Origin of the sequence: Acinetobacter sp. 22301, assembly GCF_052045285.1 — a bacterium.
Taxonomy (GTDB): Bacteria; Pseudomonadota; Gammaproteobacteria; order Pseudomonadales; family Moraxellaceae; genus Acinetobacter; species Acinetobacter pittii.
Genome location: NZ_JBQEOR010000016.1, coordinates 34,983 through 58,353, shown reverse-complemented (window position 1 = coordinate 58,353; position 23,371 = coordinate 34,983). Strand labels below are relative to the sequence as shown.

22 protein-coding genes, 3 tRNA genes and 1 pseudogene are annotated in these 23,371 nt (G+C 39.3%); 13 read left to right on the top strand and 13 right to left on the bottom strand.

What is annotated here, in order from left to right; translation table 11 throughout:
• Window positions 1-19 precede the first annotated feature (19 nt).
• Together ACTJJH_RS17360 and ACTJJH_RS17355 are read left to right on the top strand one after the other, a co-directional pair.
• Window positions 20-349: an MGMT family protein gene (locus ACTJJH_RS17360; protein ID WP_320540554.1), complete on the top strand. Its 330-nt coding sequence runs from the start codon at window positions 20-22 to the stop codon at window positions 347-349.
• A gap of 25 nt (window positions 350-374) precedes the next feature.
• A complete protein-coding gene (locus ACTJJH_RS17355; RefSeq protein WP_063099502.1) occupies window positions 375-1,124 on the top strand; it encodes a hypothetical protein in 750 nt (249 codons plus the stop codon).
• Window positions 1,125-1,165: 41 nt separating this feature from the next.
• On the opposite strand, the gene ACTJJH_RS17350 is transcribed toward ACTJJH_RS17355, so the two are convergent.
• From ACTJJH_RS17350 to ACTJJH_RS17340, 3 genes are all read right to left on the bottom strand, one after another.
• A complete protein-coding gene (locus ACTJJH_RS17350; RefSeq protein WP_014207464.1) occupies window positions 1,166-1,603 on the bottom strand; it encodes a universal stress protein in 438 nt (145 codons plus the stop codon).
• Between the two features lie 121 nt (window positions 1,604-1,724).
• Window positions 1,725-2,357, bottom strand: coding sequence for a CatB-related O-acetyltransferase (locus tag ACTJJH_RS17345; RefSeq protein WP_440601509.1), 633 nt, complete (start codon window positions 2,355-2,357; stop codon window positions 1,725-1,727).
• A gap of 111 nt (window positions 2,358-2,468) precedes the next feature.
• On the bottom strand, window positions 2,469-2,861 hold the full coding sequence (locus tag ACTJJH_RS17340; protein ID WP_005072948.1) for a RidA family protein: 393 nt from the start codon (window positions 2,859-2,861) through the stop codon (window positions 2,469-2,471).
• A 139-nt stretch (window positions 2,862-3,000) separates the two neighbouring features.
• Between ACTJJH_RS17340 and ACTJJH_RS17335 the strand changes: the two are divergent.
• A pseudogene (locus ACTJJH_RS17335) lies at window positions 3,001-3,601 on the top strand (TetR/AcrR family transcriptional regulator).
• Window positions 3,602-3,669: 68 nt separating this feature from the next.
• Here the strand turns inward: ACTJJH_RS17335 and greA are convergent.
• The 3 genes from greA to carA form a co-directional block, all read right to left on the bottom strand.
• Entirely contained in the window at window positions 3,670-4,146 is a 477-nt protein-coding gene (gene greA / locus ACTJJH_RS17330) for a transcription elongation factor GreA (RefSeq protein ID WP_002115570.1), read from the bottom strand.
• A gap of 88 nt (window positions 4,147-4,234) precedes the next feature.
• A complete protein-coding gene (gene carB / locus ACTJJH_RS17325) occupies window positions 4,235-7,465 on the bottom strand; it encodes a carbamoyl-phosphate synthase large subunit (RefSeq protein WP_005067595.1) in 3,231 nt (1,076 codons plus the stop codon).
• Window positions 7,466-7,479: 14 nt separating this feature from the next.
• On the bottom strand, window positions 7,480-8,619 hold the full coding sequence (gene carA, locus ACTJJH_RS17320; protein ID WP_017480488.1) for a glutamine-hydrolyzing carbamoyl-phosphate synthase small subunit: 1,140 nt from the start codon (window positions 8,617-8,619) through the stop codon (window positions 7,480-7,482).
• Between the two features lie 124 nt (window positions 8,620-8,743).
• Here carA and ACTJJH_RS17315 point away from each other — a divergent pair, with 124 nt between their 5' ends.
• Both ACTJJH_RS17315 and ACTJJH_RS17310 read left to right on the top strand, forming a co-directional pair.
• A complete protein-coding gene (locus tag ACTJJH_RS17315) occupies window positions 8,744-8,902 on the top strand; it encodes a hypothetical protein (RefSeq protein ID WP_002115567.1) in 159 nt (52 codons plus the stop codon).
• A gap of 29 nt (window positions 8,903-8,931) precedes the next feature.
• Window positions 8,932-9,519: a hypothetical protein gene (locus ACTJJH_RS17310; RefSeq protein ID WP_440601508.1), complete on the top strand. Its 588-nt coding sequence runs from the start codon at window positions 8,932-8,934 to the stop codon at window positions 9,517-9,519.
• A gap of 59 nt (window positions 9,520-9,578) precedes the next feature.
• On the opposite strand, the gene ACTJJH_RS17305 is transcribed toward ACTJJH_RS17310, so the two are convergent.
• Both ACTJJH_RS17305 and yhbY read right to left on the bottom strand, forming a co-directional pair.
• Complete coding sequence (locus ACTJJH_RS17305; protein WP_057062921.1) at window positions 9,579-10,115, bottom strand: DOMON-like domain-containing protein; 537 nt, start codon at window positions 10,113-10,115, stop codon at window positions 9,579-9,581.
• A gap of 16 nt (window positions 10,116-10,131) precedes the next feature.
• The gene (gene yhbY, locus ACTJJH_RS17300; protein WP_002115576.1) at window positions 10,132-10,455 is read right to left on the bottom strand and encodes a ribosome assembly RNA-binding protein YhbY; all 324 of its coding nucleotides are present in this window, start codon (window positions 10,453-10,455) and stop codon (window positions 10,132-10,134) included.
• Window positions 10,456-10,654: 199 nt separating this feature from the next.
• Between yhbY and rlmE the strand changes: the two genes are divergently transcribed.
• The 4 genes from rlmE (at window position 10,655) to ACTJJH_RS17280 (ending at window position 14,773) form a co-directional block, all read left to right on the top strand.
• Window positions 10,655-11,305, top strand: coding sequence for a 23S rRNA (uridine(2552)-2'-O)-methyltransferase RlmE (gene rlmE / locus ACTJJH_RS17295; protein WP_000235573.1), 651 nt, complete (start codon window positions 10,655-10,657; stop codon window positions 11,303-11,305).
• A 133-nt stretch (window positions 11,306-11,438) separates the two neighbouring features.
• On the top strand, window positions 11,439-13,334 hold the full coding sequence (ftsH, locus tag ACTJJH_RS17290; protein WP_005803954.1) for an ATP-dependent zinc metalloprotease FtsH: 1,896 nt from the start codon (window positions 11,439-11,441) through the stop codon (window positions 13,332-13,334).
• A 136-nt stretch (window positions 13,335-13,470) separates the two neighbouring features.
• Window positions 13,471-14,322 (top strand): dihydropteroate synthase, encoded by an 852-nt coding sequence (gene folP / locus ACTJJH_RS17285; protein WP_320124764.1) that lies wholly within the window; start codon window positions 13,471-13,473, stop codon window positions 14,320-14,322.
• A gap of 136 nt (window positions 14,323-14,458) precedes the next feature.
• Entirely contained in the window at window positions 14,459-14,773 is a 315-nt protein-coding gene (locus ACTJJH_RS17280) for a DUF5713 family protein (RefSeq protein ID WP_005067609.1), read from the top strand.
• Between the two features lie 419 nt (window positions 14,774-15,192).
• Here the strand turns inward: ACTJJH_RS17280 and ACTJJH_RS17275 are convergent.
• A tRNA-Leu gene (locus ACTJJH_RS17275) sits at window positions 15,193-15,278 on the bottom strand.
• A 196-nt stretch (window positions 15,279-15,474) separates the two neighbouring features.
• Between ACTJJH_RS17275 and ACTJJH_RS17270 the strand changes: the two genes are divergently transcribed.
• Window positions 15,475-17,277 (top strand): alkaline phosphatase D family protein, encoded by a 1,803-nt coding sequence (locus tag ACTJJH_RS17270; protein ID WP_002115536.1) that lies wholly within the window; start codon window positions 15,475-15,477, stop codon window positions 17,275-17,277.
• Window positions 17,278-17,380: 103 nt separating this feature from the next.
• Here ACTJJH_RS17270 and ACTJJH_RS17265 read toward each other — a convergent pair.
• Window positions 17,381-17,466 (bottom strand) — tRNA-Leu (locus tag ACTJJH_RS17265).
• 11 nt (window positions 17,467-17,477) lie between these two features.
• Window positions 17,478-17,551: transfer RNA gene (locus ACTJJH_RS17260), tRNA-Cys, on the bottom strand.
• Between the two features lie 152 nt (window positions 17,552-17,703).
• On the opposite strand from ACTJJH_RS17260, the gene folD reads away from it, so the two are divergent.
• The gene (folD, locus tag ACTJJH_RS17255; protein ID WP_002115552.1) at window positions 17,704-18,552 is read left to right on the top strand and encodes a bifunctional methylenetetrahydrofolate dehydrogenase/methenyltetrahydrofolate cyclohydrolase FolD; all 849 of its coding nucleotides are present in this window, start codon (window positions 17,704-17,706) and stop codon (window positions 18,550-18,552) included.
• Window positions 18,553-18,808: 256 nt separating this feature from the next.
• The gene (locus tag ACTJJH_RS17250; protein ID WP_032057429.1) at window positions 18,809-19,477 is read left to right on the top strand and encodes a class I SAM-dependent methyltransferase; all 669 of its coding nucleotides are present in this window, start codon (window positions 18,809-18,811) and stop codon (window positions 19,475-19,477) included.
• Window positions 19,478-19,499: 22 nt separating this feature from the next.
• Here the strand turns inward: ACTJJH_RS17250 and ACTJJH_RS17245 are convergent, their stop codons facing one another.
• Both ACTJJH_RS17245 and ACTJJH_RS17240 read right to left on the bottom strand, forming a co-directional pair.
• A complete protein-coding gene (locus ACTJJH_RS17245) occupies window positions 19,500-19,922 on the bottom strand; it encodes a hypothetical protein (protein ID WP_320562115.1) in 423 nt (140 codons plus the stop codon).
• Between the two features lie 117 nt (window positions 19,923-20,039).
• Window positions 20,040-21,371, bottom strand: coding sequence for an MFS transporter (locus ACTJJH_RS17240; RefSeq protein WP_005803945.1), 1,332 nt, complete (start codon window positions 21,369-21,371; stop codon window positions 20,040-20,042).
• Window positions 21,372-21,744: 373 nt separating this feature from the next.
• Here ACTJJH_RS17240 and glpK point away from each other — a divergent pair, with 373 nt between their 5' ends.
• A complete protein-coding gene (gene glpK, locus ACTJJH_RS17235) occupies window positions 21,745-23,253 on the top strand; it encodes a glycerol kinase GlpK (RefSeq protein WP_320562116.1) in 1,509 nt (502 codons plus the stop codon).
• The last annotated feature ends 118 nt before the right edge of the window (window positions 23,254-23,371 follow it).

Genomic DNA, 23,371 nt, shown 5'->3' with positions numbered 1-23,371 from the left:
ATGAATGATGTCAATTTTTATGGAGTCCATTTTGACAACTCAGTATGAACTACATCGGCAAATTTTAGAAGTCATTGCTTTGATTCCTTACGGAAAAGTTGCAACGTATGGACAAGTGGCTCGTATGGCAGGATTACCAAAACATGCGAGATTAGTCGGCTATGTTTTGAAACATCTTGAAGCTGATCATCAAGTTCCTTGGTATCGTGTGATTAATTCTCAAGGCAAAATTAGCCTAAGTAAATTTAATGAAAAAGGTGAAAATATTCAGCAATTAAAATTGGAAGCTGAAGGTGTCTATTTTTTAAATGGTAAAGTTGACTTAAAGCAGTTTGCTTGGCAGCCTTAATATTTATGTTAGAGAGTAAATACACATGCAAAAGAATAATAAATGGTGTAGTGGAGCAGTATTACTTTTAAGTTTGATGGCACAGGTGAGTTATGCTGAAAAGGATATTTCAACTCAACCTTTTGCAAATATAAAGGCTTCTCAGCAAGACATAGATTTGATATGCAAGCAACTGAGACAGAAATGCAGTGGTGAAGCTATCCTGTGGAAGGGAAAAAATACGCAAGATTCGATTTATTACCTAATAGATGAAAGTCCACAAATTGTTCAGGTTAAGAAGCAAAATAATCAATATAAAGTAGTTGATCAATGGGACTTTAAAGATTATCAACATCATAATAAAGAGCCTCATACCGATGATTTGGGACCAGATGGATTACAAATCTTTCCAGCTTTATATCCCTTAAATAAAAATGAGTTTGCAATCGCAGTAGTTAATAGATGGTTTACGGGTTACTCAGGAGGAGGGCGTTTTGAAGAAAATGCTGACTTCATTAAGCTCAAACCTCATGGGGAGTATCAAGTTGCACTAAAAGATATTGCTTTTTCTTCACGAGAAATGATTCGAGCATGTTTTTCAGAACAAGATTATAAAAAATCGCCCCATTGTCATGATGAGGCATGGATGATACTAAACATTCAATTTAAAGATGTGGGACAACCATATTATTTATGGCAATTAAATTATAAAAATTATTCTTGGGAAGCTTTCAAAAGTAAAAAAACAATAACGGTTGAGCAATCGCGTGAAGAGGTTATGCCTTTTAAGAAATAGAAGCCTATCTTGCTCACTTTAGCCAGACAGGCATTCTCACTTTAGCGAACAATTAACACAGGAATATGGCTTTCCCCTAAAACTTTTTGTGCAACACTTCCCAACACGAGTTTTCGGACTCCCGTGCGGCCATGAGAACCCATGACAATCAGATCTGCATTTAAGTCTTGAGCAGCTTGAATGATTTCCTCGTGTACAACAAAGCCTTCCAACAGTTTGGTTTCAACAGTAATGCCTTCATTGGCAAATTCTTGTTTTGCTTTTTCTAAAATGTCGAGCAAATAAGTTCTTGTACGTTCAATCAACTCATTAGTTTGGCCAGTTTTTACGTAGACATCAGCAATAAAAGGATCAAGTGCCATCACTTGTACAACTGTAATTTTACTATTTAACACTTTTCCCAGCTTAATGGCCTCTTTCATGGCGACCATAGAAGTTTCAGAACCGTCAATTGGAACCAGAATATGTTGATATAACATGAGTATTTTCCTTATTGTAATGATGCTTATTTATTAATACTTTATACCTATTTTTTGACGATTTAAATTCAAGCACGTAATCATTTGTGATTTTATAACGACAAATTTTTTAGATAAATTTTTATAAATTGCGCAAATTTTTTATATGTGTAGATAAAGCATCAATATCGTCAGTTTGAAGATATTCACGTATTTTCAAAATTTGCTTCTCATCTAAATCATAAAGTTTTAAAGCAAGTAGTTTGTCGATTTGTTCTTGAGGAAAGCGATATTTAATAATTTTCGCAGGCATTCCACCTACAATTGCATAAGGAGGAACATCTTTAGTTACCACGGCTCCAGTGGCGACCACTGCACCTTCACCTAGTTTGACACCTTGCATAATCATTGCACGGCTACCAATCCAGCAGCCATCAGCAATAATAGTATCACCAGCCGCCAAAAAACTACGAGTATCAAAAGGGAAAGTTGAAATCCAGTCGGGTCTATGAAGCTGATTGCCACCCATCATGATCACGCACTCAGCGCCAAAACAAACAAAATTGCCAATATAAAGTTGGTCAATCGGTTTCTCTGGCGTTGAAGCTTTGTCATGTAAATAACGTACTACACAACGTTCAAAGCCTTGATCCCAATAAGCTGAATAGTAAGAATAATTTCCTTTAATATGGATATTGGGATTTTTCACAGTTTTGGAAATAAACTCAAATTCGCACCAATGACGAACAGGGGAGCTAATTAACTTTTCAGCCATAATGGAGATATAAAAAAGGCAATACACCATTATACCGAATTGCGATTCAAGCTGAACCAATAATCTCAGCTCAGCCAATGAATCGAATATTAAAGTAAGTGCTAATTTGAACTAATTATTATGAGGAATACGTGCAATAACTTTAATCTCAAAATCAAAACCCGCTAGCCAGGTTACGCCCACAGCGGTCCAGTTGGGATAAGGTTTTTGTGTAAAGATCTGATTTTTAACTTTCATAATACTTTCAAACTGCCGTTCTGGATCAGTATGAAAGGTGGTGACATCAATAATATCATCGAAAGTACAACCAGCTGCTTTCAGTGTCTCTGCTAAGTTTTTAAAAGCTTGGATTACCTGTTTTTCAAAATCAGGTATAGGTGAACCATCTTCAAGGCTACCAACCTGTCCTGAAACAAAGAGTAAATCTTTCGATTGAATTGCGGCTGAATAACCATGCTGTTCATATAAGGCATGGCGGTCTTTAGGAAATATTGCAGTTCTCATCAGGTTTGTTCTCCTTCAGTATTTAAATACCAATCAGTAAATGTCGCTCAGGTTTCACATACGCCTCGTATGTAAACATAATTGACATACGAGGCGTATGTCAATTAAAATTTTTTGTGATGATTAGCTGGTGAAATACATGTCTGTTCGTGAACAAAAGATGGCGGAAACCCGCAAGAAACTGATTGAAGTAGCACGTCATGCATTTGCTGAATATGGCTATACAGATACTTCAATGGATAAACTCACGGCAGAAGCAGGGTTGACCCGTGGGGCGCTGTACCATCATTTTGGTGACAAGCGTGGTTTATTTGCTGCAGTGGTCGATCAAATTGATTCACAGATGGCAGAATATGCCCAGCAGCATTTAGAGCAGCCTGGTGATCTTTGGGAAGGATTGCTACTTGAAGGGCAGACCTATATTCAAAATGCTTTAAATCCTGAGTTTCAGCGTATTGTGTTACGTGATGGACCTGCAGTGCTGGGCGATCCAGCGCATTGGCCAAGTCAAAATAGATGTCTGCAGTCTACCCGTGAGTGTGTTGAACAGCTATTGACAGCAGAACAAATTAAAATTGTAGACCCAGAAGCGGCAGCAGTGCTTTTAAATGGGGCTGCCATGAACGCTGCATTATGGGTGGCTTCTAGTGAATATCCTGAACAGGTACTTCCTGAAGCCTTAAATGCTTTTAAAATCTTTGCATCAGGCTTTTTAAAAAATGCATAGTGAACTTTTTTAATATTTGTCTGAAATATAAAAAACCCCTCAATTGAGGGGTTTTATAGTTTAAGTATATCTATTTATAAATTAAAGATATTCTACACTTACGATTTCATATTCCACTTCGCCTTGAGGAGTAACGATTTTTACTTCATCACCTTCACTCTTGCTCAAAAGGCCACGTGCGATTGGTGAGTTCACTGAGATTTTATTGATTTTAAAATCAGCTTCATCATCACCAACAATTTTATAAGTCTTGCGTTCTTCAGTATCAAGGTTTTCAATCGTTACCGTAACACCGAATACAACACGACCGTTTTGTTCTAAGTCCTTAACATCGATGACTTGTGAAGCACCCAATTTTCCTTCGATATCTTGGATGCGTCCTTCACAGAAACCTTGCTGTTCACGAGCAGCATGGTATTCTGCATTTTCTTTTAAGTCCCCATGTTCACGTGCTTCAGCAATTGCTTGAGTAATACGTGGACGTTCAACAGATTTCAGATGTTGTAATTCTTTCTCTAAGGCGATTTTACCTTCAGGGGTCATTGGATAACGTTGCATTTCGGTCCCTCTTAAGTTGAGAAAACACAGTTAAAAAAATGAAAAAATCCCGCCACCGATAAGGTGACGGGACTTATCGGTAAAAAAATTAACCTACAGTTAAATCTTGCAAGCGGTATACATCCATTGGCAATTTCACAGCAAAGGCTTGGCAAACAGCTTCTGCGCCATTGATGGTCGTTGTGTAATACACTTTGCCTTGTAGGGCAGCACGACGAATCATTGCAGAGTCATATTGAGCCTGTTTACCTTCAGTGGTATTGACAATAAGGTGTATTTCACCATTTTTCAAGCGGTCAACAATATGTGGACGACCTTCAGTAACTTTATTTACAGATTCGCATTCTAAACCTGCTTCTTTAAGCACTTGGTAAGTACCACCTGTTGCAACAAGCTTGAAGCCATATTCAACTAATTTCTTAGCGATATCAGCGATATATTTCTTGTCAGATTCACGTACTGATAAGAAAGCATGCTTTACTTCGCCTTCAGTTGGTAAACCAGGTAAGCGTTCATTTGAGCCTAAAACAGCTTTATAGAATGCTTCACCAAATGTTTTACCTACGCCCATCACTTCACCTGTAGATTTCATCTCAGGTCCAAGCATAGGGTCTACGCCTTGGAATTTAGCGAATGGGAAAACGGCTTCCTTCACAGCAAAGTGAGTTGGAATGATTTCTTTAGTAAATCCTTGAGACTCAAGAGATTGACCTGCCATACAGCGCGCAGCAACTTTCGCTAAAGAATCACCAATACACTTAGATACGAATGGAACTGTACGTGAAGCACGTGGGTTAACTTCTAGAACGTAAATATCGTCACCTTTTACAGCGAACTGAACGTTCATCAAGCCAACAACGCCAAGTTCTTTCGCCATCGCAATTGTTTGACGACGCATTTCATCCTGAATTTCTTTAGATAAAGAATAAGGAGGAATTGAACATGCAGAGTCACCTGAGTGAATACCCGCTTGTTCGATATGCTGCATGATGCCGCCGATCACAACGTCTTTACCGTCAGATACACAGTCAACATCAACTTCAGTTGCGTCATCTAGGAAACGGTCAAGAAGAACAGGGGCTTCATTAGATGCTTGAACTGCTTCACGAAGGTAACGTTTAAGTTCTTCTTCGTTATATACGATTTCCATTGCACGACCACCTAATACATAAGATGGGCGAACAACAAGCGGATAACCTACTTTTGCAGCTTCAGAAATACCTTCTTCAGCAGATTTTACAATGCTGTTGTTTGGTTGACGAAGCTGTAAACGTTGAATCATTTGTTGGAAACGTTCACGGTCTTCAGCACGGTCAATCGCATCTGGTGATGTACCGATAATTGGAGTGCCTGCTTCTTCTAAAGCACGTGCCAATTTAAGCGGAGTTTGACCGCCGTACTGTACGATTACGCCTTTAGGTTTCTCTGTACGTACGATTTCAAGTACATCTTCAAGTGTTACAGGTTCGAAGTATAGACGGTCAGATGTGTCATAGTCGGTAGAAACAGTTTCAGGGTTACAGTTCACCATGATTGTTTCGTAACCGTCTTCACGCATAGCTAATGCAGCGTGTACACAGCAGTAGTCAAATTCGATACCTTGACCAATACGGTTTGGACCACCACCAATGACCATGATCTTGTCACGGTTTGATGGATTTGCTTCACATTCTTCATCGTAAGTTGAATACATGTATGCAGTACCAGATTCAAACTCTGCTGCACATGTATCAACGCGTTTGTAAACTGGATAAACACCCAAGTTCCAACGTTGTTTACGGAATTGCTTTTGTGAAATGCCCATGAGGTGAGCAATACGAAGGTCAGATAAACCTTTACGCTTGAACGAACGGATGTTGTCAGCGTTTAAGTCACCAAAACCTAAAGTTTTCACTTGAGCTTCAGTTTTAACGATGTCTTGAATCTGGATAAGGAACCAGCGGTCAATCTTAGTCGCTTCAAAAACTTCATCTAAAGAGAAACCATGACGGAAAGCGTCCGCTACATACCAGATACGCTCAGGACCCGGAACTTTAAGTTCTTTTAGAATAATTTCTTTTGCATTTGTTGCACCAGCTTCGATTTTTTCATCAAAACCGCTTACACCAACTTCAAGACCACGTAATGCTTTTTGTACAGATTCTTGGAAGTTACGGCCAATTGCCATCACTTCACCAACAGATTTCATCTGAGTGGTAAGAACTGGTTCAGCTTGCGGGAATTTCTCGAAGTTAAAACGAGGAATCTTCGTTACAACATAGTCAATTGATGGTTCGAAGCTTGCAGGAGTCACGCCACCAGTGATGTCATTTTTCAATTCATCAAGGGTATAACCAACAGCAAGTTTTGCTGCGATTTTAGCAATCGGGAAACCTGTTGCTTTAGAAGCAAGTGCAGATGAACGAGATACACGAGGGTTCATCTCGATCACAACCATACGTCCGTCTTTCGGGTTAATACCGAACTGGACGTTAGAACCACCTGTTTCAACACCAATTTCACGAAGAACTGCAACTGAAGCATTACGCATCAATTGGTATTCTTTGTCAGTTAATGTTTGAGCTGGTGCTACAGTAATTGAGTCACCAGTGTGTACGCCCATTGGGTCGAAGTTTTCGATGGCACATACGATAATACAGTTGTCGTTTTTGTCACGAACAACTTCCATTTCGTATTCTTTCCAACCAATTAAAGATTCATCGATCAATAACTGGTGAGTAGGAGAGAGGTCAAAACCACGTTCACAAATCTCAAGGAATTCTTCACGGTTATATGCAATACCGCCACCCGAACCACCCATTGTGAATGATGGACGGATAATTACTGGGAAACCAAAGCGTGACTGGATTTCTAAAGCTTCTTCCATTGTTTCAGCAATGGCAGCTTTTGGACATTCCAAGCCAATTTTACGCATAGCGATATCGAAGAGTTTACGATCTTCGGCTTTCTCAATTGCGTCTTTAGTTGCACCAATTAATTCAACATTATATTTCTCAAGAACGCCGTGCTCATCAAGTGCAAGAGCACAATTCAACGCAGTTTGGCCACCCATAGTTGGCAATACTGCATCTGGACGTTCTTTTTCAATAATCTGTGCAACTGTTTGCCAAGTAATTGGCTCAATATAAGTTGCATCAGCCATTGAAGGGTCTGTCATAATGGTTGCTGGGTTAGAGTTAACCAAAATAACACGGTAGCCTTCTTCACGAAGTGCTTTACACGCTTGAGCACCTGAGTAGTCAAACTCACATGCCTGACCAATCACAATCGGGCCAGCACCAATAATTAAGATGCTTTTAATATCCGTACGTTTAGGCATTATTCGCTCCTTAATTACTGTTTAGATGCTTCGATAAGTTCGATGAAATGATCGAACAATGGGGCACAATCATGTGGACCTGGGCTTGCTTCAGGGTGACCTTGGAAGCTGAAAGCTGGTTTGTCTGTACGGTGAATCCCTTGTAAGGTGCCATCGAACAATGATTTATGCGTTGCTTTTAAGTTAGCCGGTAAAGTTTCAGCATCTACAGCGAAACCATGGTTTTGTGAAGTAATCATCACTGTACCATCTTCAAGATTTTGTACAGGGTGGTTAGCACCGTGGTGACCATGATTCATTTTTACAGTTTTTGCACCAGAAGCGAGTGCCAAGATTTGGTGGCCTAAGCAAATACCAAATACAGGTAATGTTGTGGTTTCAACAATAGTTTTTACAGCTTCGATTGCATAATCACAAGCAGCTGGATCGCCAGGGCCATTTGAAAGGAATACGCCATCCGGATTAAGTGCCAATACTTTTTCAGCCGGAGTTTCTGCAGGTATAACGGTTAATTTGCAACCGCGGTCTGCAAGCATACGCAAGATGTTGGTTTTGACACCGTAATCGTATGCAACTACATGATATTTTAATTCAGGTTGAGAGAAGCCTTGGCCTAGAGTCCATGAACCTTCAGACCATTCAAAACCAGTTGGATCACAACATTCTTTTGCAAGGTCTAAACCGTTTAAGCCACCAAAAGCACGAGCTTTGGCAATTGCTTCTTCTTCAGTAATATTTTCGCCAGCAAGGATGCAACCATTTTGTGCACCTTTGTCACGCAAAATACGTGTTAATTTACGTGTATCAATATCCGCGATTGCAACAACATTGTGTTCTTGCAAATATTCACTCAAAGACTGCTCAGCACGGAAGTTACTGTGTAGTAGAGGAAGGTCACGAATAATTAAACCATTCGCCCATACTTTATGGATACGACCAGATTCAACGTCTTCTGCGTTGCAGCCAGTGTTTCCGATATGAGGGTAAGTTAATGTCACAATTTGTTGTGCATAACTTGGGTCAGTCAAAATTTCTTGATAGCCTGTCATGGCTGTGTTAAAAACGACTTCTCCAGTCGTACTTCCCGTTGCGCCGATTGACGTTCCTTTAAAGATCGTTCCATCTGCGAGGGCTAAAATGGCGGGGGTGCTCAAACCAAAGCTCCTGAATTTCGGCTGTAAAAAAGCGAGTAGACCCAAAAAAGATAGGCGATGTTGTGATAAAACATGCCCCTCCCTATCGGTCTGCTCGCTTGTAACTTAACAGCGCATTATACGCATGGAACCTCAAAAAGTCTATTTATTTTCTGCTAAAAAACATAATTCATTGCTTGATTTTTACAAAAAAATTATCCGCTCATCCGAATCAGTTACTTTTGATAAATTGTCTAACAATTTGCTGGCTGAATTTTTAGAACTGGATTTATTGTATTGCTAGTTAAAAAATAAACAATATGAGGAAATAGCATGAGTAATGATCAAGTTTCAAAAGATGTGAGCGAGAAAGCTCAAGCAGTCGTTGATTCAGTAAAAGCTGAGGTGAATGAAGTGAAAGAAACCGTAGCTGCTACTACAACTAAAGCGAAAAGAACAGTAACTGCTAAAACTGCGCAAGTAAAAGAAAATGTTGCCGAGAAAACTGAGCAGATTAAAGAAGTTGCTACAGAAGCGAAAACTCAGGTGAAAGAAGCTATCACTGAAACTCAAGAGCAGGTCAAAGAAGTTTTAAGCGAAACTCAAGAAAAAATTGAAGCTGAAACTCATGAGTTAAACAAGAATATTCAAAATCAATTTGTTCAAATCAAACAAGATATTCTACAACGTTTTGATGTGATTAAAGCTCAGTTTAGCACCTCACAAGAAGGACTATCTGAACTTAAAAATGCTTTGAAAGCAGAAATTAACGCACTTATCGAAGATTTGACTAAAGTCAGTAAAGAACTTAAAGGTGATATTAGCCAGATTTCTTTGAAGCACAAAGATTCTTTAAGTGAAAGTATTAAGCGTACTAAAAATAATGCAGTTGAAGCTTGGAATAAAGCACGAGATAACTAATGATCTTAGCTTTTAGCCAGCTATAAAAAAGCGAGAATTAATTTCTCGCTTTTTTACTTTTAAAACTGATGTAACCAGTCACGCTTATTATGGAAATCTGCACTTTTTCCACTATGTTGCATTGCATAGTACTGCATACCTTCTTTGGTTTTTAAAACTGCAGTTAAACCTAAATAAAGGTTTGCCCATTTCAAGCGATGCTGTTGCATAAATTGTCCCAAATCAAGACTAACATTTACGCCATAATGAGTACGCTTGAGATGGTTCAGTTCAATATCGTAAGCAGCAAGGGGAGGCATACTTTCTGGATAGCGATATTCTTCAAACTGATAAGACTGCCATGCTTGAGAAGGGGAAAGGTTAATTTCCCGATAATAATCTTCATCATGCACGCCAACAAAAATTTCGAAACAAGTTTCTTCCCACAAAAAATCCTGACGAGGATGAGCCGCGACTTCTTGGGGCCAGACAATGAGTTGATTTGGATCACGAATCCAAAAACCGACATTTAAGGTGTGCGGTACTTGCTGTTCAATTGCGCCAACAACAGAAACAGCATGAAAACGATCAAACGCTGAAAGTTCGTAACTTGCCATAGTTTGTCAAATCAACTTAGTTTGCTAAATGAGCGTGGCGAACAAGATTAGACAAATGCTGGTTTTGCTTAGCTGCTTTTTTGTAAAGTAAAACAATTTTACCAATCTTTTGCACAGCTTCTGCGCCAGTCGCTTCTACAATTGCATCAATTACAGCAGTACGTGCTTCACGGTCTTCACCAGCAACTTTAACTTTGATAAGTTCGTGGTCGTTTAAAGCACGAAGAGTTTCTTCGATAACAGCATCTGTTAAGCCTTGTCCACCAATCATGACAACCGGATTAAGCACATGACCAATTTGACGTAAACGTTTACGTTCATGGATAGATAAAGCGGCCATTAAAAATACCTGATTTTAAAAACGACTTAGTATAGCAAAAAACTTAAATTCAGATGTACGAAAAACTGTATAAATAATCGATCAACATTATTGGAAAAAAACTGTAAAACTTGGTGAGATTACGCTACATCCGTACTGTAATGAGAGTAATTTTCACGTACAATGAACGATCAGAAGTTTTTTTGATATTTAGTGAGTTATGGCAACACGCATTACAAACCAGAAATTGTCGAAAAGTAGTCGTGCGTGGATGAGGGAACATCTAGACGATCCTTTTGTAAAAAAAGCACAAAAGGAAGGGTATCGTGCGCGAGCAGCATATAAACTTCTTGAAATCCAAGAAAAATATAAGTTGATCAAGCCAGGCATGACGGTAGTCGATTTGGGTGCAGCTCCTGGTAGCTGGTCTCAAATTGCTGGAAAACTTGTGGGTAGCAAAGGTTTAGTGATTGCTTCCGATATTTTGCCCATGGATGCTTTGCCTGATGTCACTTTCTTACAAGGCGACTTTAGAGAAGAAGCTGTATTTGAAAAATTGTTAAATATTTTAAATGGGCGACAAGTAGACATTGTAATTTCTGATATGGCCCCCAATACATCTGGTAATAGGGCTGTTGATCAACCTAGACAGATTTACTTATGTGAACTGGCTTTAGATTTTGCTCAAAAGGTTCTTGGACCTAATGGACAGTTTGTGGTTAAAGTGTTCCAAGGCGCAGGATTCGATGAGTTTCGTAAACAAGTGGTTGATAGTTTTGATGTGTTAAAGACAGCAAAACCAGCAGCTTCTCGGGCGCGCTCTAAAGAAGTTTTTTTGGTTGGACAAGGGCGTAAGAAAGCATTGCAATAAAGTTTACTTGCCAAGCTCCTAAAAATTGTGCATTTTGTACTTTTAGGTTATCCGCAAGCAATACAGTTGCTGTTTTTATGACGATCAGCCAAGATTGGGCATGATCAAATTAGATCGATATGGGAATAAAGCTTTGAGCGATTACTTCAAGAATGCCGTATTGTGGCTAATAATACTTGGTGTTCTGATTTTAATTTTCAGTAATATCAGTGACCGCAATAAGCCTACTGCGATGAAATACTCAGATTTCGTTGCAGCGGTGAATGCTGGCCAAATTAAGCAAGTCACAATTGACGGTTTAAATATTAATGGTGAAAAAACTAACGGATCACAGTTTGAAACTGTTCGTCCGCAAGTTGAAGACACTGAGCTTATGCCGAGCTTAAATAAGCAAAATGTTGTTGTAGAGGGAACAGCTCCTCAACGTCAAGGCATTTTGATGCAACTTCTCATTGCTAGTTTCCCTGTACTGTTAATCATTCTGTTATTCATGTTCTTTATGCGTAACATGGGTGGTGGTGCAGGCGGAAAAAATGGACCGATGAGTTTTGGTAAGTCGAAAGCAAAAATGCTTTCTGAAGACCAAATCAAAGTTAATTTTTCTGACGTTGCCGGCTGTGATGAAGCAAAACAAGAAGTTGTTGAAATTGTAGATTTCTTAAAAGACCCTGCAAAATTCAAACGTTTGGGCGCTACCATTCCTCGTGGCGTACTTATGGTTGGTCCTCCGGGTACTGGTAAAACGTTATTAGCCAAAGCAATTGCTGGTGAAGCTAAAGTTCCTTTCTTCAGTATTTCAGGTTCTGACTTTGTCGAAATGTTCGTGGGTGTGGGTGCGTCCCGTGTCCGTGATATGTTCGAGCAAGCGAAGCGTCATGCGCCTTGTATTATCTTTATTGACGAGATTGATGCAGTAGGTCGTCACCGTGGTTCAGGTACAGGTGGTGGTCATGATGAACGTGAACAAACCTTGAACCAAATGCTTGTAGAAATGGATGGTTTTGAAGGTAACGAAGGTGTAATCGTAATTGCTGCGACGAACCGTGTTGATGTCTTAGATAAAGCATTATTACGTCCAGGTCGTTTTGACCGTCAAGTAATGGTAGGTTTACCTGACATTCGTGGTCGTGAGCAGATTCTGAATGTACATTTGAAAAAATTACCTTCAGTTACGGGTGTGGATGTTAAAGTTCTATCTCGTGGTACTCCAGGTTTCTCTGGTGCACAGTTGGCAAACCTTGTTAACGAAGCTGCATTATTTGCTGCACGTCGTAATAAGAACACTGTCGACATGCATGACTTTGAAGATGCAAAAGACAAAATCTACATGGGACCAGAGCGTAAATCGATGGTTTTACGTGAAGAAGAACGTCGTGCAACTGCTTATCATGAAGCTGGTCATGCGATTGTTGCCGAGATTTTACCGGGTACAGATCCTGTTCATAAAGTAACGATTATGCCGCGTGGTTGGGCTTTAGGTGTAACTTGGCAGTTACCTGAACAAGACCAAATTAGCCACTATAAAGACAAGATGCTAAACGAAATTGCAATTTTGTTTGGTGGTCGTATTGCCGAAGAAGTATTTATCCAACAGCAATCTACTGGTGCTTCAAATGACTTTGAGCGAGCTACTAAAATGGCGCGTGCAATGGTTACGAAGTACGGTATGTCTGACAAAATGGGTGTAATGGTTTACGAAGATGAAAACCAAAATGGTTTCTTTGGTAATGTAGGAAGCCGTACGATTTCTGAAGCAACTCAACAGTTAGTTGATGAAGAAGTACGTCGTATTCTTGATGAGCAATATAAAGTTGCACGTAATATCTTAGAAGGTAATAAAGATATTGCACATGCGATGGTAAAAGCTTTGATGGAATGGGAAACTATTGATCGTGATCAAATCCGTGACATTATGGAAGGCCGTGAGCCACAACCGCCTAAAGTATATGTTGCTGAAAATCCAGTGGCTGCATTTGAACCACCAAAAGATGGTCCATCTACACCGCCACCATTGCCAGCAATGAACTAATAGTTAGTTAATTAAAAAAGCCACAGTCATGTGGCTTTTTTTATGGGCTTGAGTTTGTTAAAAGCTGAAAACAAATCAACACTATAGATGGCTGATAATTGTTAAAATACTGCCAGATTTTAAACTGGAGCTTTTTATGCAACTAATGCCTTTGCCTCAACAGATTTTACAGTGTGGACAGTTTCAGTTAGATCTATCACAGCCTCACGTTATGGGCATATTAAATGTTACACCAGATTCTTTTAGTGATGGTGGAAAGCATAATCAAGTAGATAAAGCGATTGTTCATGCGCTAGCCATGATAGAGCAAGGTGCCACCATTATTGATATTGGTGGGGAGTCTACCCGACCAGGGGCATCTGAAGTAAGCGTAGAAGAAGAAATACGAAGAGTTGTGCCCGTAGTTGAAGCTTTAGCTAAACATAATATTGTTTTATCAATTGATACGAGTCAGCCTGATGTTATTCGTGCAGCGAAAGAAGCAGGAGCACATATTTGGAATGATGTACGTGCGCTTACTCGTCCCAATGCTTTAAAAACGGCAGCAGATCTGGATATACCTGTAGTGATCATGCATATGCGTGGTGAGCCCACTACAATGAATCAGTTAGACCAATATACGGACGTAACCTTAGATGTTATAGCGGAGCTCCAGCAGCGCGTGAATGAAGCTTTAAATGCAGGTGTGAAAAAACATAATATTATTATTGATCCTGGGTTTGGTTTTGCAAAAAATGCGCAGCAAAATTTAAGATTACTAAAAGAATTTTGGAAGCTTGGTGAAATGGGTTATCCAATTTTATCTGGCCTTTCTCGTAAACGTTTTATTGGTGAAGCATTAAAAGGTGCAACTGCAGATCAGCGCGCAATAGGAAGCGTTGCGGGGCATTTACTTAGTATTCAGCAAGGAGCATCCATTGTCAGAGCACATGACGTGAAAGCAATGACCGATGCAATTCTAGTTTGGAAGGCGATGATACAAGCTTAGTAAAGTAGGCTTTTATAAAAATCAGGTAGTAGCTCATTAATTTGATGAGCTAGATGATTGAGTCAGGGAAAAATATCGTTATTCTTTTGAAAATATGTTATAAGCGGCAAGTTTTTGCTGTTGTGTAAACTTTTGTATGTTCGAAGACTTACTTCTCCCGATGTTTGATGATGAATATTATCCAGATATTTTGGTCGCTGAACTCAAGCAGCTCATTGAACAATTTGCTAAAAAAGTTCAGAAGCCTGCCTTAGCTGAGCAGGATATCTATCGATATGCTCATCAAACTGTAATTGAAATTAATGAGATGAAACCTCAGTTCGAAGATCTAGATTCTTCGTTAGATGATAGTGCTGCTGACTATATTGCTGAAGCAATGATGATGGTGGCACAGGAAGCTGGATATTTAGATCTGGAAATGGAAGAGCTGGTTATGAATCGAGAGTGGTGATTACTCTCGATTTTCAATATCTTCAAATGCATCTAACAAGTGGCAAGATGCCTTTAAATGTATTTCGTCTATTTCTTTAACATTTAAAACTAAAACACCATTCTCTTGATAATCTGCGTCCGCTAATAAACTGACCCAATAAGTTTCTCTTTTTTGTTCCAGCGTTTTAAATTTATCTATTATCTGTTCGGGTGCTTTAACTAAATAATCATCTTTGGTAATAGAGCAACGTGAAAAATACCAATGGTTGTCTTTGAAAGAAAGGGTACCAGAGAAAAGATCTGTGGCGTAAACCTTTGTTATAAAAAAGGGTAGTGTAAAAGAGTAATAATATTCTTATCATAAAATTCATTTTGTTTAGGCATAAAAAAACCAGCATACGCTGGATTCTTTGTAGCACCAAATTCAATATTTGAAAATGGTGCCCGGGGCCGGACTCGAACCGGCACGCTTTGTGGGCGGGGGATTTTAAATCCCCTGTGTCTACCTATTTCACCACCCGGGCATGTGCGCAATAATAGAGGACAAGTGCGCGATTGGCAAGAGAAAATCAGAGAGTTTGCTTTATTTTCAATCAGTTCTTGTTGGTATTTATATAAATTAACCAATTTGTGTCATGATTTGTTCATTAAACTGAGATCAGTTGTTCATCTTATCTACCTAAATTTAAGACACTCATTGCTTAAAACTTAGGTAATTTTATGTCAGAGAAAATTTCACGCCGAGAATTAATTCAAAAAAGTCTGTTCGGTTTTGGGGCGCTATCTTTGCCTGTAGCTTTTACGGGGTGTAATGATGGTTCCGATGATGAAAGTCCAGAAGCACAAGCAGATTTCCTTCATGGTGTAGCAAGTGGTGACCCATTGCAGGATAAAGTAATTTTATGGACGCGTTTAACACCAGTAGACCTTAGTGCACCTCTTAAGGTGACTTGGGAAATTGCTACCGATGATCAGTTCAAGCAGAATTTAAAGACTGGTACGGTTCAAACGACTAAAACTGACGATTTTACCGTGAAGGTGGATGCAACAGGTCTACAAGCAGGTACGACTTATTATTATCGCTTTCGATTTGGTAGTAAAGTCTCGCCAATAGGGCAAACTAAAACTTTACCTGTAACTACTAATAAGGTTAGCTTTGCAGTATGTTCTTGTTCTAATTATCCTGCGGGTTATTTTTACGTTTATCGTGAAATGGCAAAACAGAACGTGGATGTAGTGATTCATTTGGGCGATTATATTTATGAATATGGGGCTGATGGCTATGCGACAGAAGATGCTGCAAAGCTGGGCCGTACTTTACCGTCCGATAATAATAAAGAAATTATTGAGTTAGATGGTTATCGCAAACGTTATGCGCTCTATCGTCAAGATAAAGACTTACAGGCCGCTCATCAGCGTCATCCTTTTATTGTAATTTGGGATGACCATGAGTTAGCAAATGATACTTGGCGTGAAGGGGCTGAGAATCATACGGAAGAAACTCCAAAAGCAAAGAATGAAGGTAAGTTTTTAGAAAGAAAGCTAGCGGCTTTACAAGCTTATTTTGAATGGATGCCTATCCGTCCTATCGATGATCAGCATACTAAGATTTATCGCCGGTTTGATTTTGGGGGGCTTGTCAATTTAATGATGTTAGATACTCGCATTATTGCCCGTGATGAGCAGTTGGATTATGGCAAGTATATAACAGCAAATGGTTTGGATATTGCAAAATTCCAAGCAGATTTGACTAATCCAATGCGGACCTTAATGGGTGAAACTCAGCGTGAGTGGTTATTAGGTAGTAAAGAGAAAAATATAGTAGGTGTCTTACAAAGTTCAACTGCAACATGGAATGTTGTGGGACAGCAAGTCTTAATGAGTAAAATGTGGATTCCTGCTGAGTTGTTGGCATCGCTGGGGCAAATTACTTCAGGCGGAACATCGCCAGATACGTTAGCTAAAATGAATGCGCAAATTACAGAATTAGTCACATTAAAATTACGATTAGAGCAGGGTGATCCAACTTTAACTGTTCAAGAAAAAGCTCGAGTCACAACTTTAGTTCCATATAACCTTGATGCTTGGGATGGTTACTATGCTGAGCGAGAGTTCTTTTACACTAAATTGGCAGAGTTTAATAAGAAAATTATTGTTTTGGCAGGCGATACCCATAATGCGTGGACATCTTACTTATATAGCCAAAAGGGTGAATATGTCGGGGTTGAACTGGCGACAAGTTCGGTTTCTTCACCGGGTCTTGAAAAATATTTAAGTATTCCGCTAGCTCAGTTGCAGCAATTTGAATTTGCCTTTACGACGCTTATCGATGAATTGGCATATTGTAATTTAAATCAGCGGGGTTATTTGATGGTTACACTAGATGATAAGCAGGTGCTGTCGGATTGGATTTTTGTAGATTCAATTAAAAATGCAGAATATAAAGTAGATTCTAGTCGAGGTTATCAATTGGTGTTGGATGCGAATTTAACACCTGAAAAAGATAAGCAAAAAACTGCTTAAATATATGGGGCGAGAAAGGGATGCTAATAAGTATCCTTTTTTTAGACATAAAAAAACCAGCTTTCGCTGGATTCTTTACGACACCAATTTCTGTACTAGAAAATGGTGCCCGGGGCCGGACTCGAACCGGCACGCTTTGTGGGCGGGGGATTTTAAATCCCCTGTGTCTACCTATTTCACCACCCGGGCTTTACCAAATTTGGAGGCGGAGGTCGGAATCGAACCGGCGTCCACGGAGTTGCAGTCCGCTGCATGACCACTCTGCCACCCCGCCTACATTTGGTGATGCACATATTAGCAACCTTTACAAAAAAAACAATACTGTTTTGAGATAAGATGAACATAAAAGCAACATCTAGAATAAATTTGTCCAAATAATCATGTATTATTGGCACATTAAATTCATGTCTACCTTGGAGATGTGCTGTGGCATTGGTTTTAGACGGTCGCGCATTAGCAAAGCAAATTGAAGAAAATTTGTCAGTACGTGTTGAAGCTTTAAAAGCTAAAACAGGTCGTACCCCAATTTTGGCGACTATTTTAGTTGGGGATGATGGTGCATCTGCAACTTATGTACGCATGAAAGGAAATGCTTGCCGTCGAGTAGGCATGGACTCTTTAAAAATTGAATTGCCACAAGAAACGACAACAGAACAATTATTAGCTGAAATTGAAAAACTTAATGCTAACCCAGATGTACACGGCATTCTTTTACAACATCCAGTTCCAGAGCAAATTGATGAGCGTGCATGTTTCGATGCAATCTCATTAGCTAAAGATGTTGATGGTGTAACTTGTCTTGGTTTTGGCCGTATGGCTATGGGTGAAGCTGCATATGGTTCAGCGACTCCTGCAGGCATCATGACCATTTTAAAAGAAAACAATATCGAAATTGCTGGTAAACATGCGGTTGTAGTCGGTCGTTCAGCAATTTTAGGTAAACCAATGGCAATGATGCTTTTGCAAGCGAATGCAACAGTAACGATTTGCCATTCACGCACACAAAACTTACCTGAGCTTGTGAAACAAGCCGATATTATTGTCGGTGCAGTTGGTAAAGCTGAACTTATCCAAAAAGATTGGATTAAACAAGGTGCAGTGGTTGTAGATGCTGGTTTCCATCCTCGTGATGGCGGTGGTGTAGGTGATATTCAACTACAAGGTATTGAAGAAATTGCTTCTGCTTACACACCAGTACCGGGTGGTGTTGGTCCAATGACTATTACAACTTTGATTCGTCAAACTGTAGAAGCTGCTGAAAAAGCTTTAGGTTAATTTAATTAACGCTAGGCTGTTATTTGATACGCGTAACCGTCATCCGCAATTGTTTGAGGCAGAAATACGTTAAAAATTTAATGTTTCTGCGATGCTTTCGATTCTAGAGAGTATCTGCCGAGTTTTGCGGATGACAATGGTTTTGCCTACTTTTCCCGAAAGAAAAGTAGGTCCAACCGAAGGTTATTCTAAAAATTCAAATCATAATGGAATGACTCTGTTATGCTTGTTATAAAAATGAATTAAAAGAAATCTGATGAGCTGCACCTTTCAACTGTCCAAAGCCCCTGAACATTTACTTCAAGCCTTACATGAAGTTATTCCCAATTGTGAGTTGATGGTACAACAATTACCAGAAACGCCTATTTCTTTATGGTTGATTCCACCCGTTTTCCCAACTGATCGCTTAGATGATGAAGTTATTCGCCGTATTTGGAATGACACGCCGTATTGGATTTTCTGTTGGGCATCTGGTTTGGCGATGGCGCAGTGGTTACTTGCAGAGCCGCACCATGTTAAGGATAAAGTTGTTTTGGATTTTGGAGCGGGTTCGGGTGTAGTCGCAATTGCTGCAAAAATGGCAGGAGCGAAACGAGTTATCTGCTGTGATATTGATCAAGTTAGTTTGAATGCTTGCCGCGAAAACGCTTTACTTAATAATGTTGAGCTAGAATATTTAGATGATTTATATAAGGCTGAGCAAGTTGATGTTTTGCTAGCAGCTGATGTTTTATATGATCAATGTAACCGCTTTTTCTTAGATGAATTTTTAAAGTTTGCACCAGAAGTCTGGGTGGCTGATAGTCGTGTTAAAAACTTTAGTCATCCCAAATATGAAAAAATTGAAGAAAGAAGTGCTTCTACATGGCCTGATCTGGATGAAGCTAAAGAGTTTAGAAATGTAAGTTTTTATAAGACGCTGTAAAAGAACAGCGTCTTTTTTTATTTTATGAACAAGTATAACGAACAACTTTTAATGTGCTTGGACGTGCTTCAAGCGCTTGGCGAGTTGCATAGTCCTCTCCATTATTTAAGCTAGGTGTGTTTGATAAACCAAAAGAAGCACGAGTTTCGCCGAGTTGAATTCCATAATGCTCATCTTTCGCTGGATTAGGAATTTCGTTGATACTCAAAATTGATAATTTATAAACTTTCTGAGCACCTAGTACATTTTGACAAGCACGTTGCAATTTACGCTCGTCGAGTTGCTGGTTACTACGACCCGCTAAAGTGTAAGCTAAAGTCGCTGAAGTTTCTGTTTTGTTTTCAATCTGGTATCCAGTTGAGCCATTATATTGTCGAGGGGTAGTCTGACAAGCAGTTAAAACAAACATACTACTTAATGCCAAGCATAAAATACTTCTATTCATCAGTATCGTCCTTATTTTCTTATAGCTAGTATCTCATAAAATACAAAGGTTGTTAGGGCTTAATCGCATGATTTGAGCTAACATCGGCGAACGATATTAGCCCTTATTGATAAAATATTAGTGTTCTTTAATTTTTGAGTGATGCTTGGTATCTTTCATAAAAATATAAATAATCAGAGAAATGAAGATCATGATACTTACATAAATAAAGTACCAAGATTCATGCCCAGCTTCTTTAAAACTTAAAGCAAAGAACTCTGCTGTTCCGCCAAATAACGTATTGGCAATCGCGTAAGGTAATGCAACACCTAAAGCGCGAATGTGTGCAGGGAAGAGCTCAGCTTTAACTACAGCATTAATTGAAGTATAACCAGTCACCATTACGAGACCCCCAAAACATAACCAGAAAGCTGTCCAGTAGTTATGTGTATTTGCGAGTGCATCAAATAGAACGTATGTGAATAAAACACCTGTTATTCCGAAGAAAATCATAAGGGGTTTTCGACCAATGCGATCTGATAAAGCACCCGCTACAGGCTGTAGACACATAAAAATAAATAGCGCTAAAGTTGTAATTTGAGTGGCTTCAGGTTTGGTGAATCCAGAAGTATTGACCAAATATTTTTGCAGATAAGTCGTGTAAGTATAGAAAGCTAAAGTCCCGCCAGCGGTTAAAAACAATACTGTGAACGCTTCTTTCGGATAATGTTTAAATAAAGCAAACATGCCTGATTTTGGCTGGTCTGTTTCTGCCTGAGCATTTTTAAAAGATTGAGTTTCTAATAGGCCACGTCGAATACGGAAAACTACAATCGCGAGTAAAGCCCCGATAAAGAATGGGATACGCCATCCCCAATCATGTAGTTGTTCTTCGGTTAATACCATTTGTAATATTAATAGAACACATAGGGCTGTGAGCTGGCCAGCAATCAATGTTACATATTGGAAGCTAGAGAAAAAACCACGTCGATTTCTTTCAGCCATTTCACTTAAATAGGTAGCACTAGCACCATATTCACCGCCTACACTTAAGCCTTGAATTAAACGGGCGACAACTAAAAGAAGAGGGGCAAATACACCAATACTTTCATAACTTGGCGTCACGGCAATAAGCAGCGAACCTATACACATTAAAGTGACTGAAAGGGTGAGACCCGCTTTGCGTCCTTTACGGTCGGAATAGATCCCCATAATCCATGCACCGATCGGGCGCATTAAAAAGCCTACAGCAAAAATTGCGGCCGCTTGAAGGAGTTGAGCCGTCTGGCTACCTTTTGGGAAAAAAGCATGAGCAAAATAGAGCGTAAATGCGGCATATACATACCAGTCGTACCATTCGACAAGGTTACCGGCAGAACCGCCCAAAATTGATTTTAGACGAGTTTTTGTATCTAAATTAGAATGTGGAGTTGTTGCGGTAGAAGGTTGATCAACCATGAGTCGCTCCATGTTTCGCTTGGGTTGAATGCTAAAAAAGAGAAGATTTATTCCGTTTTTACATATTTTCTAGAGGAGTATTTCACTTTATTTTTTTTATGTCTGTAAAACAATGTTTATTATTTAAGCAAAGGAATAAGTTGAATATTTATGTGATTTCAAATTAGCCGATCAGCTCACGTTTATAATATTGTTGGGATCTTTGGCATATTATTTTTTTCCAAGTAGTAAAAATTGATAAAGAATGAGTAGAGTTTGGGCGAAGAAAACCTATACCCCTTAAAAATAATGATATATTCCAAAGAAAATTTTAAGTAAATATAGTTAGGCATGATGTCTTGGCATTGTGGACTAGATGTGTGTGAATAATGAAAGGGACATTCAGATGTCAAATTGCCCGAAAAAATATATTGTTGCTTTTGATCAGGGAACAACAAGCTCAAGAGCAATTGTTTTAGACCATGATGCTAACGTTGTAAGTATTGCTCAAAAAGAATTTACTCAGATTTATCCTCAGCCTGGCTGGGTTGAGCATGACCCTATGGAAATTTGGGCTACGCAAAGTGCTGTTTGGGTAGAAGCATTAGCTCAAGCAGGCATTAAGAGTGAACAAGTTGCAGCAATTGGGATTACCAATCAGCGGGAAACTACAGTTGTTTGGGATAAAAAAACGGGCAAGCCGATTTACAATGCGATTGTTTGGCAAAGTCGACAAACGACTGAGATATGCAATCAACTACATAAAGCAGGATGGCAAGAATACATAAGTAAAACAACGGGTTTGGTGATTGATCCATATTTTTCTGCCACCAAAATTAAATGGATTTTGGACCATGTAGAAGGAAGCCGTGAACGTGCTGAGCGAGGAGAGTTGTTGTTCGGTACGGTGGACACTTGGTTAATCTGGAAACTAACCAATGGCGCAGTCCATGTCACTGATTTTACCAATGCTTCACGAACCATGCTTTTTGATATCGAAAAGCTTGAATGGGATGAAAAACTTTTACAAGTTTTAGAGATTCCTCGAGCAATGTTACCCGAAGTACGTAGCTCATCTGAGGTTTATGGATATACACATACCATTAGTGGGCAAGAAGTTGGTATTCCAATCGCAGGAATCGCAGGTGATCAACAAGCCGCACTGTTTGGTCAAATGTGTGTTGAGTCTGGTCAGGCAAAAAATACCTACGGCACAGGCTGTTTTCTATTAATGAATACAGGTAAGAAGATTGTCCGCTCAGAACATGGATTACTAACTACTATTGCATGTGGTGCGAATGGTGAGGTGAACTATGCCTTAGAGGGTGCTGTGTTTAATGGTGGTTCTTGCGTTCAGTGGTTACGCGATGAATTAAAGGTCATTAAGAATGCTAAAGACTCTGAGCTTTATGCAACACGGGTGAAAGACAGTAACGGTGTATATGTTGTACCTGCTTTTACAGGGTTAGGCGCACCGTATTGGGACCCAACAGCGCGTGGAGCTATTTTTGGACTTACGCGTGGGGCTAGTATTGAACATATTATTCGTGCAACTTTAGAGTCTATTGCTTTTCAAACCCGAGATGTTTTAGATGCAATGCAGCAAGATGCAGAAGAAGAGCTCCGTACACTCCGTGTTGATGGGGGAGTGACGGAAAATAATTTCTTAATGCAATTTCAGGCTGATATTTTAGCAACACCAGTAGAACGTCCAATAATGAAAGAAACCACAGCTTTGGGTGCAGCTTTTCTTGCTGGACTGGCGACGGGTTTCTGGCAAGATCTACATGAGTTAAGGAATAAATCTGCTATAGAAAAGGTATTTGAGCCAAAAATGTCTTCTGAACAATCTGAGATGATTTATAAGGGTTGGCTCAAGGCAGTTAAGCGTAGTCAAAGTTGGGCTGAGGATTAATTCGTTCTTTAACTGGTTGAATTCAATAGTAGGGTAATTAATTAACGGTTAAATACTTGGTTATTTAAAATTGATTATTCTACTTTTTTGATTGTTGTTTCTTCAATTTGGTGTTTTA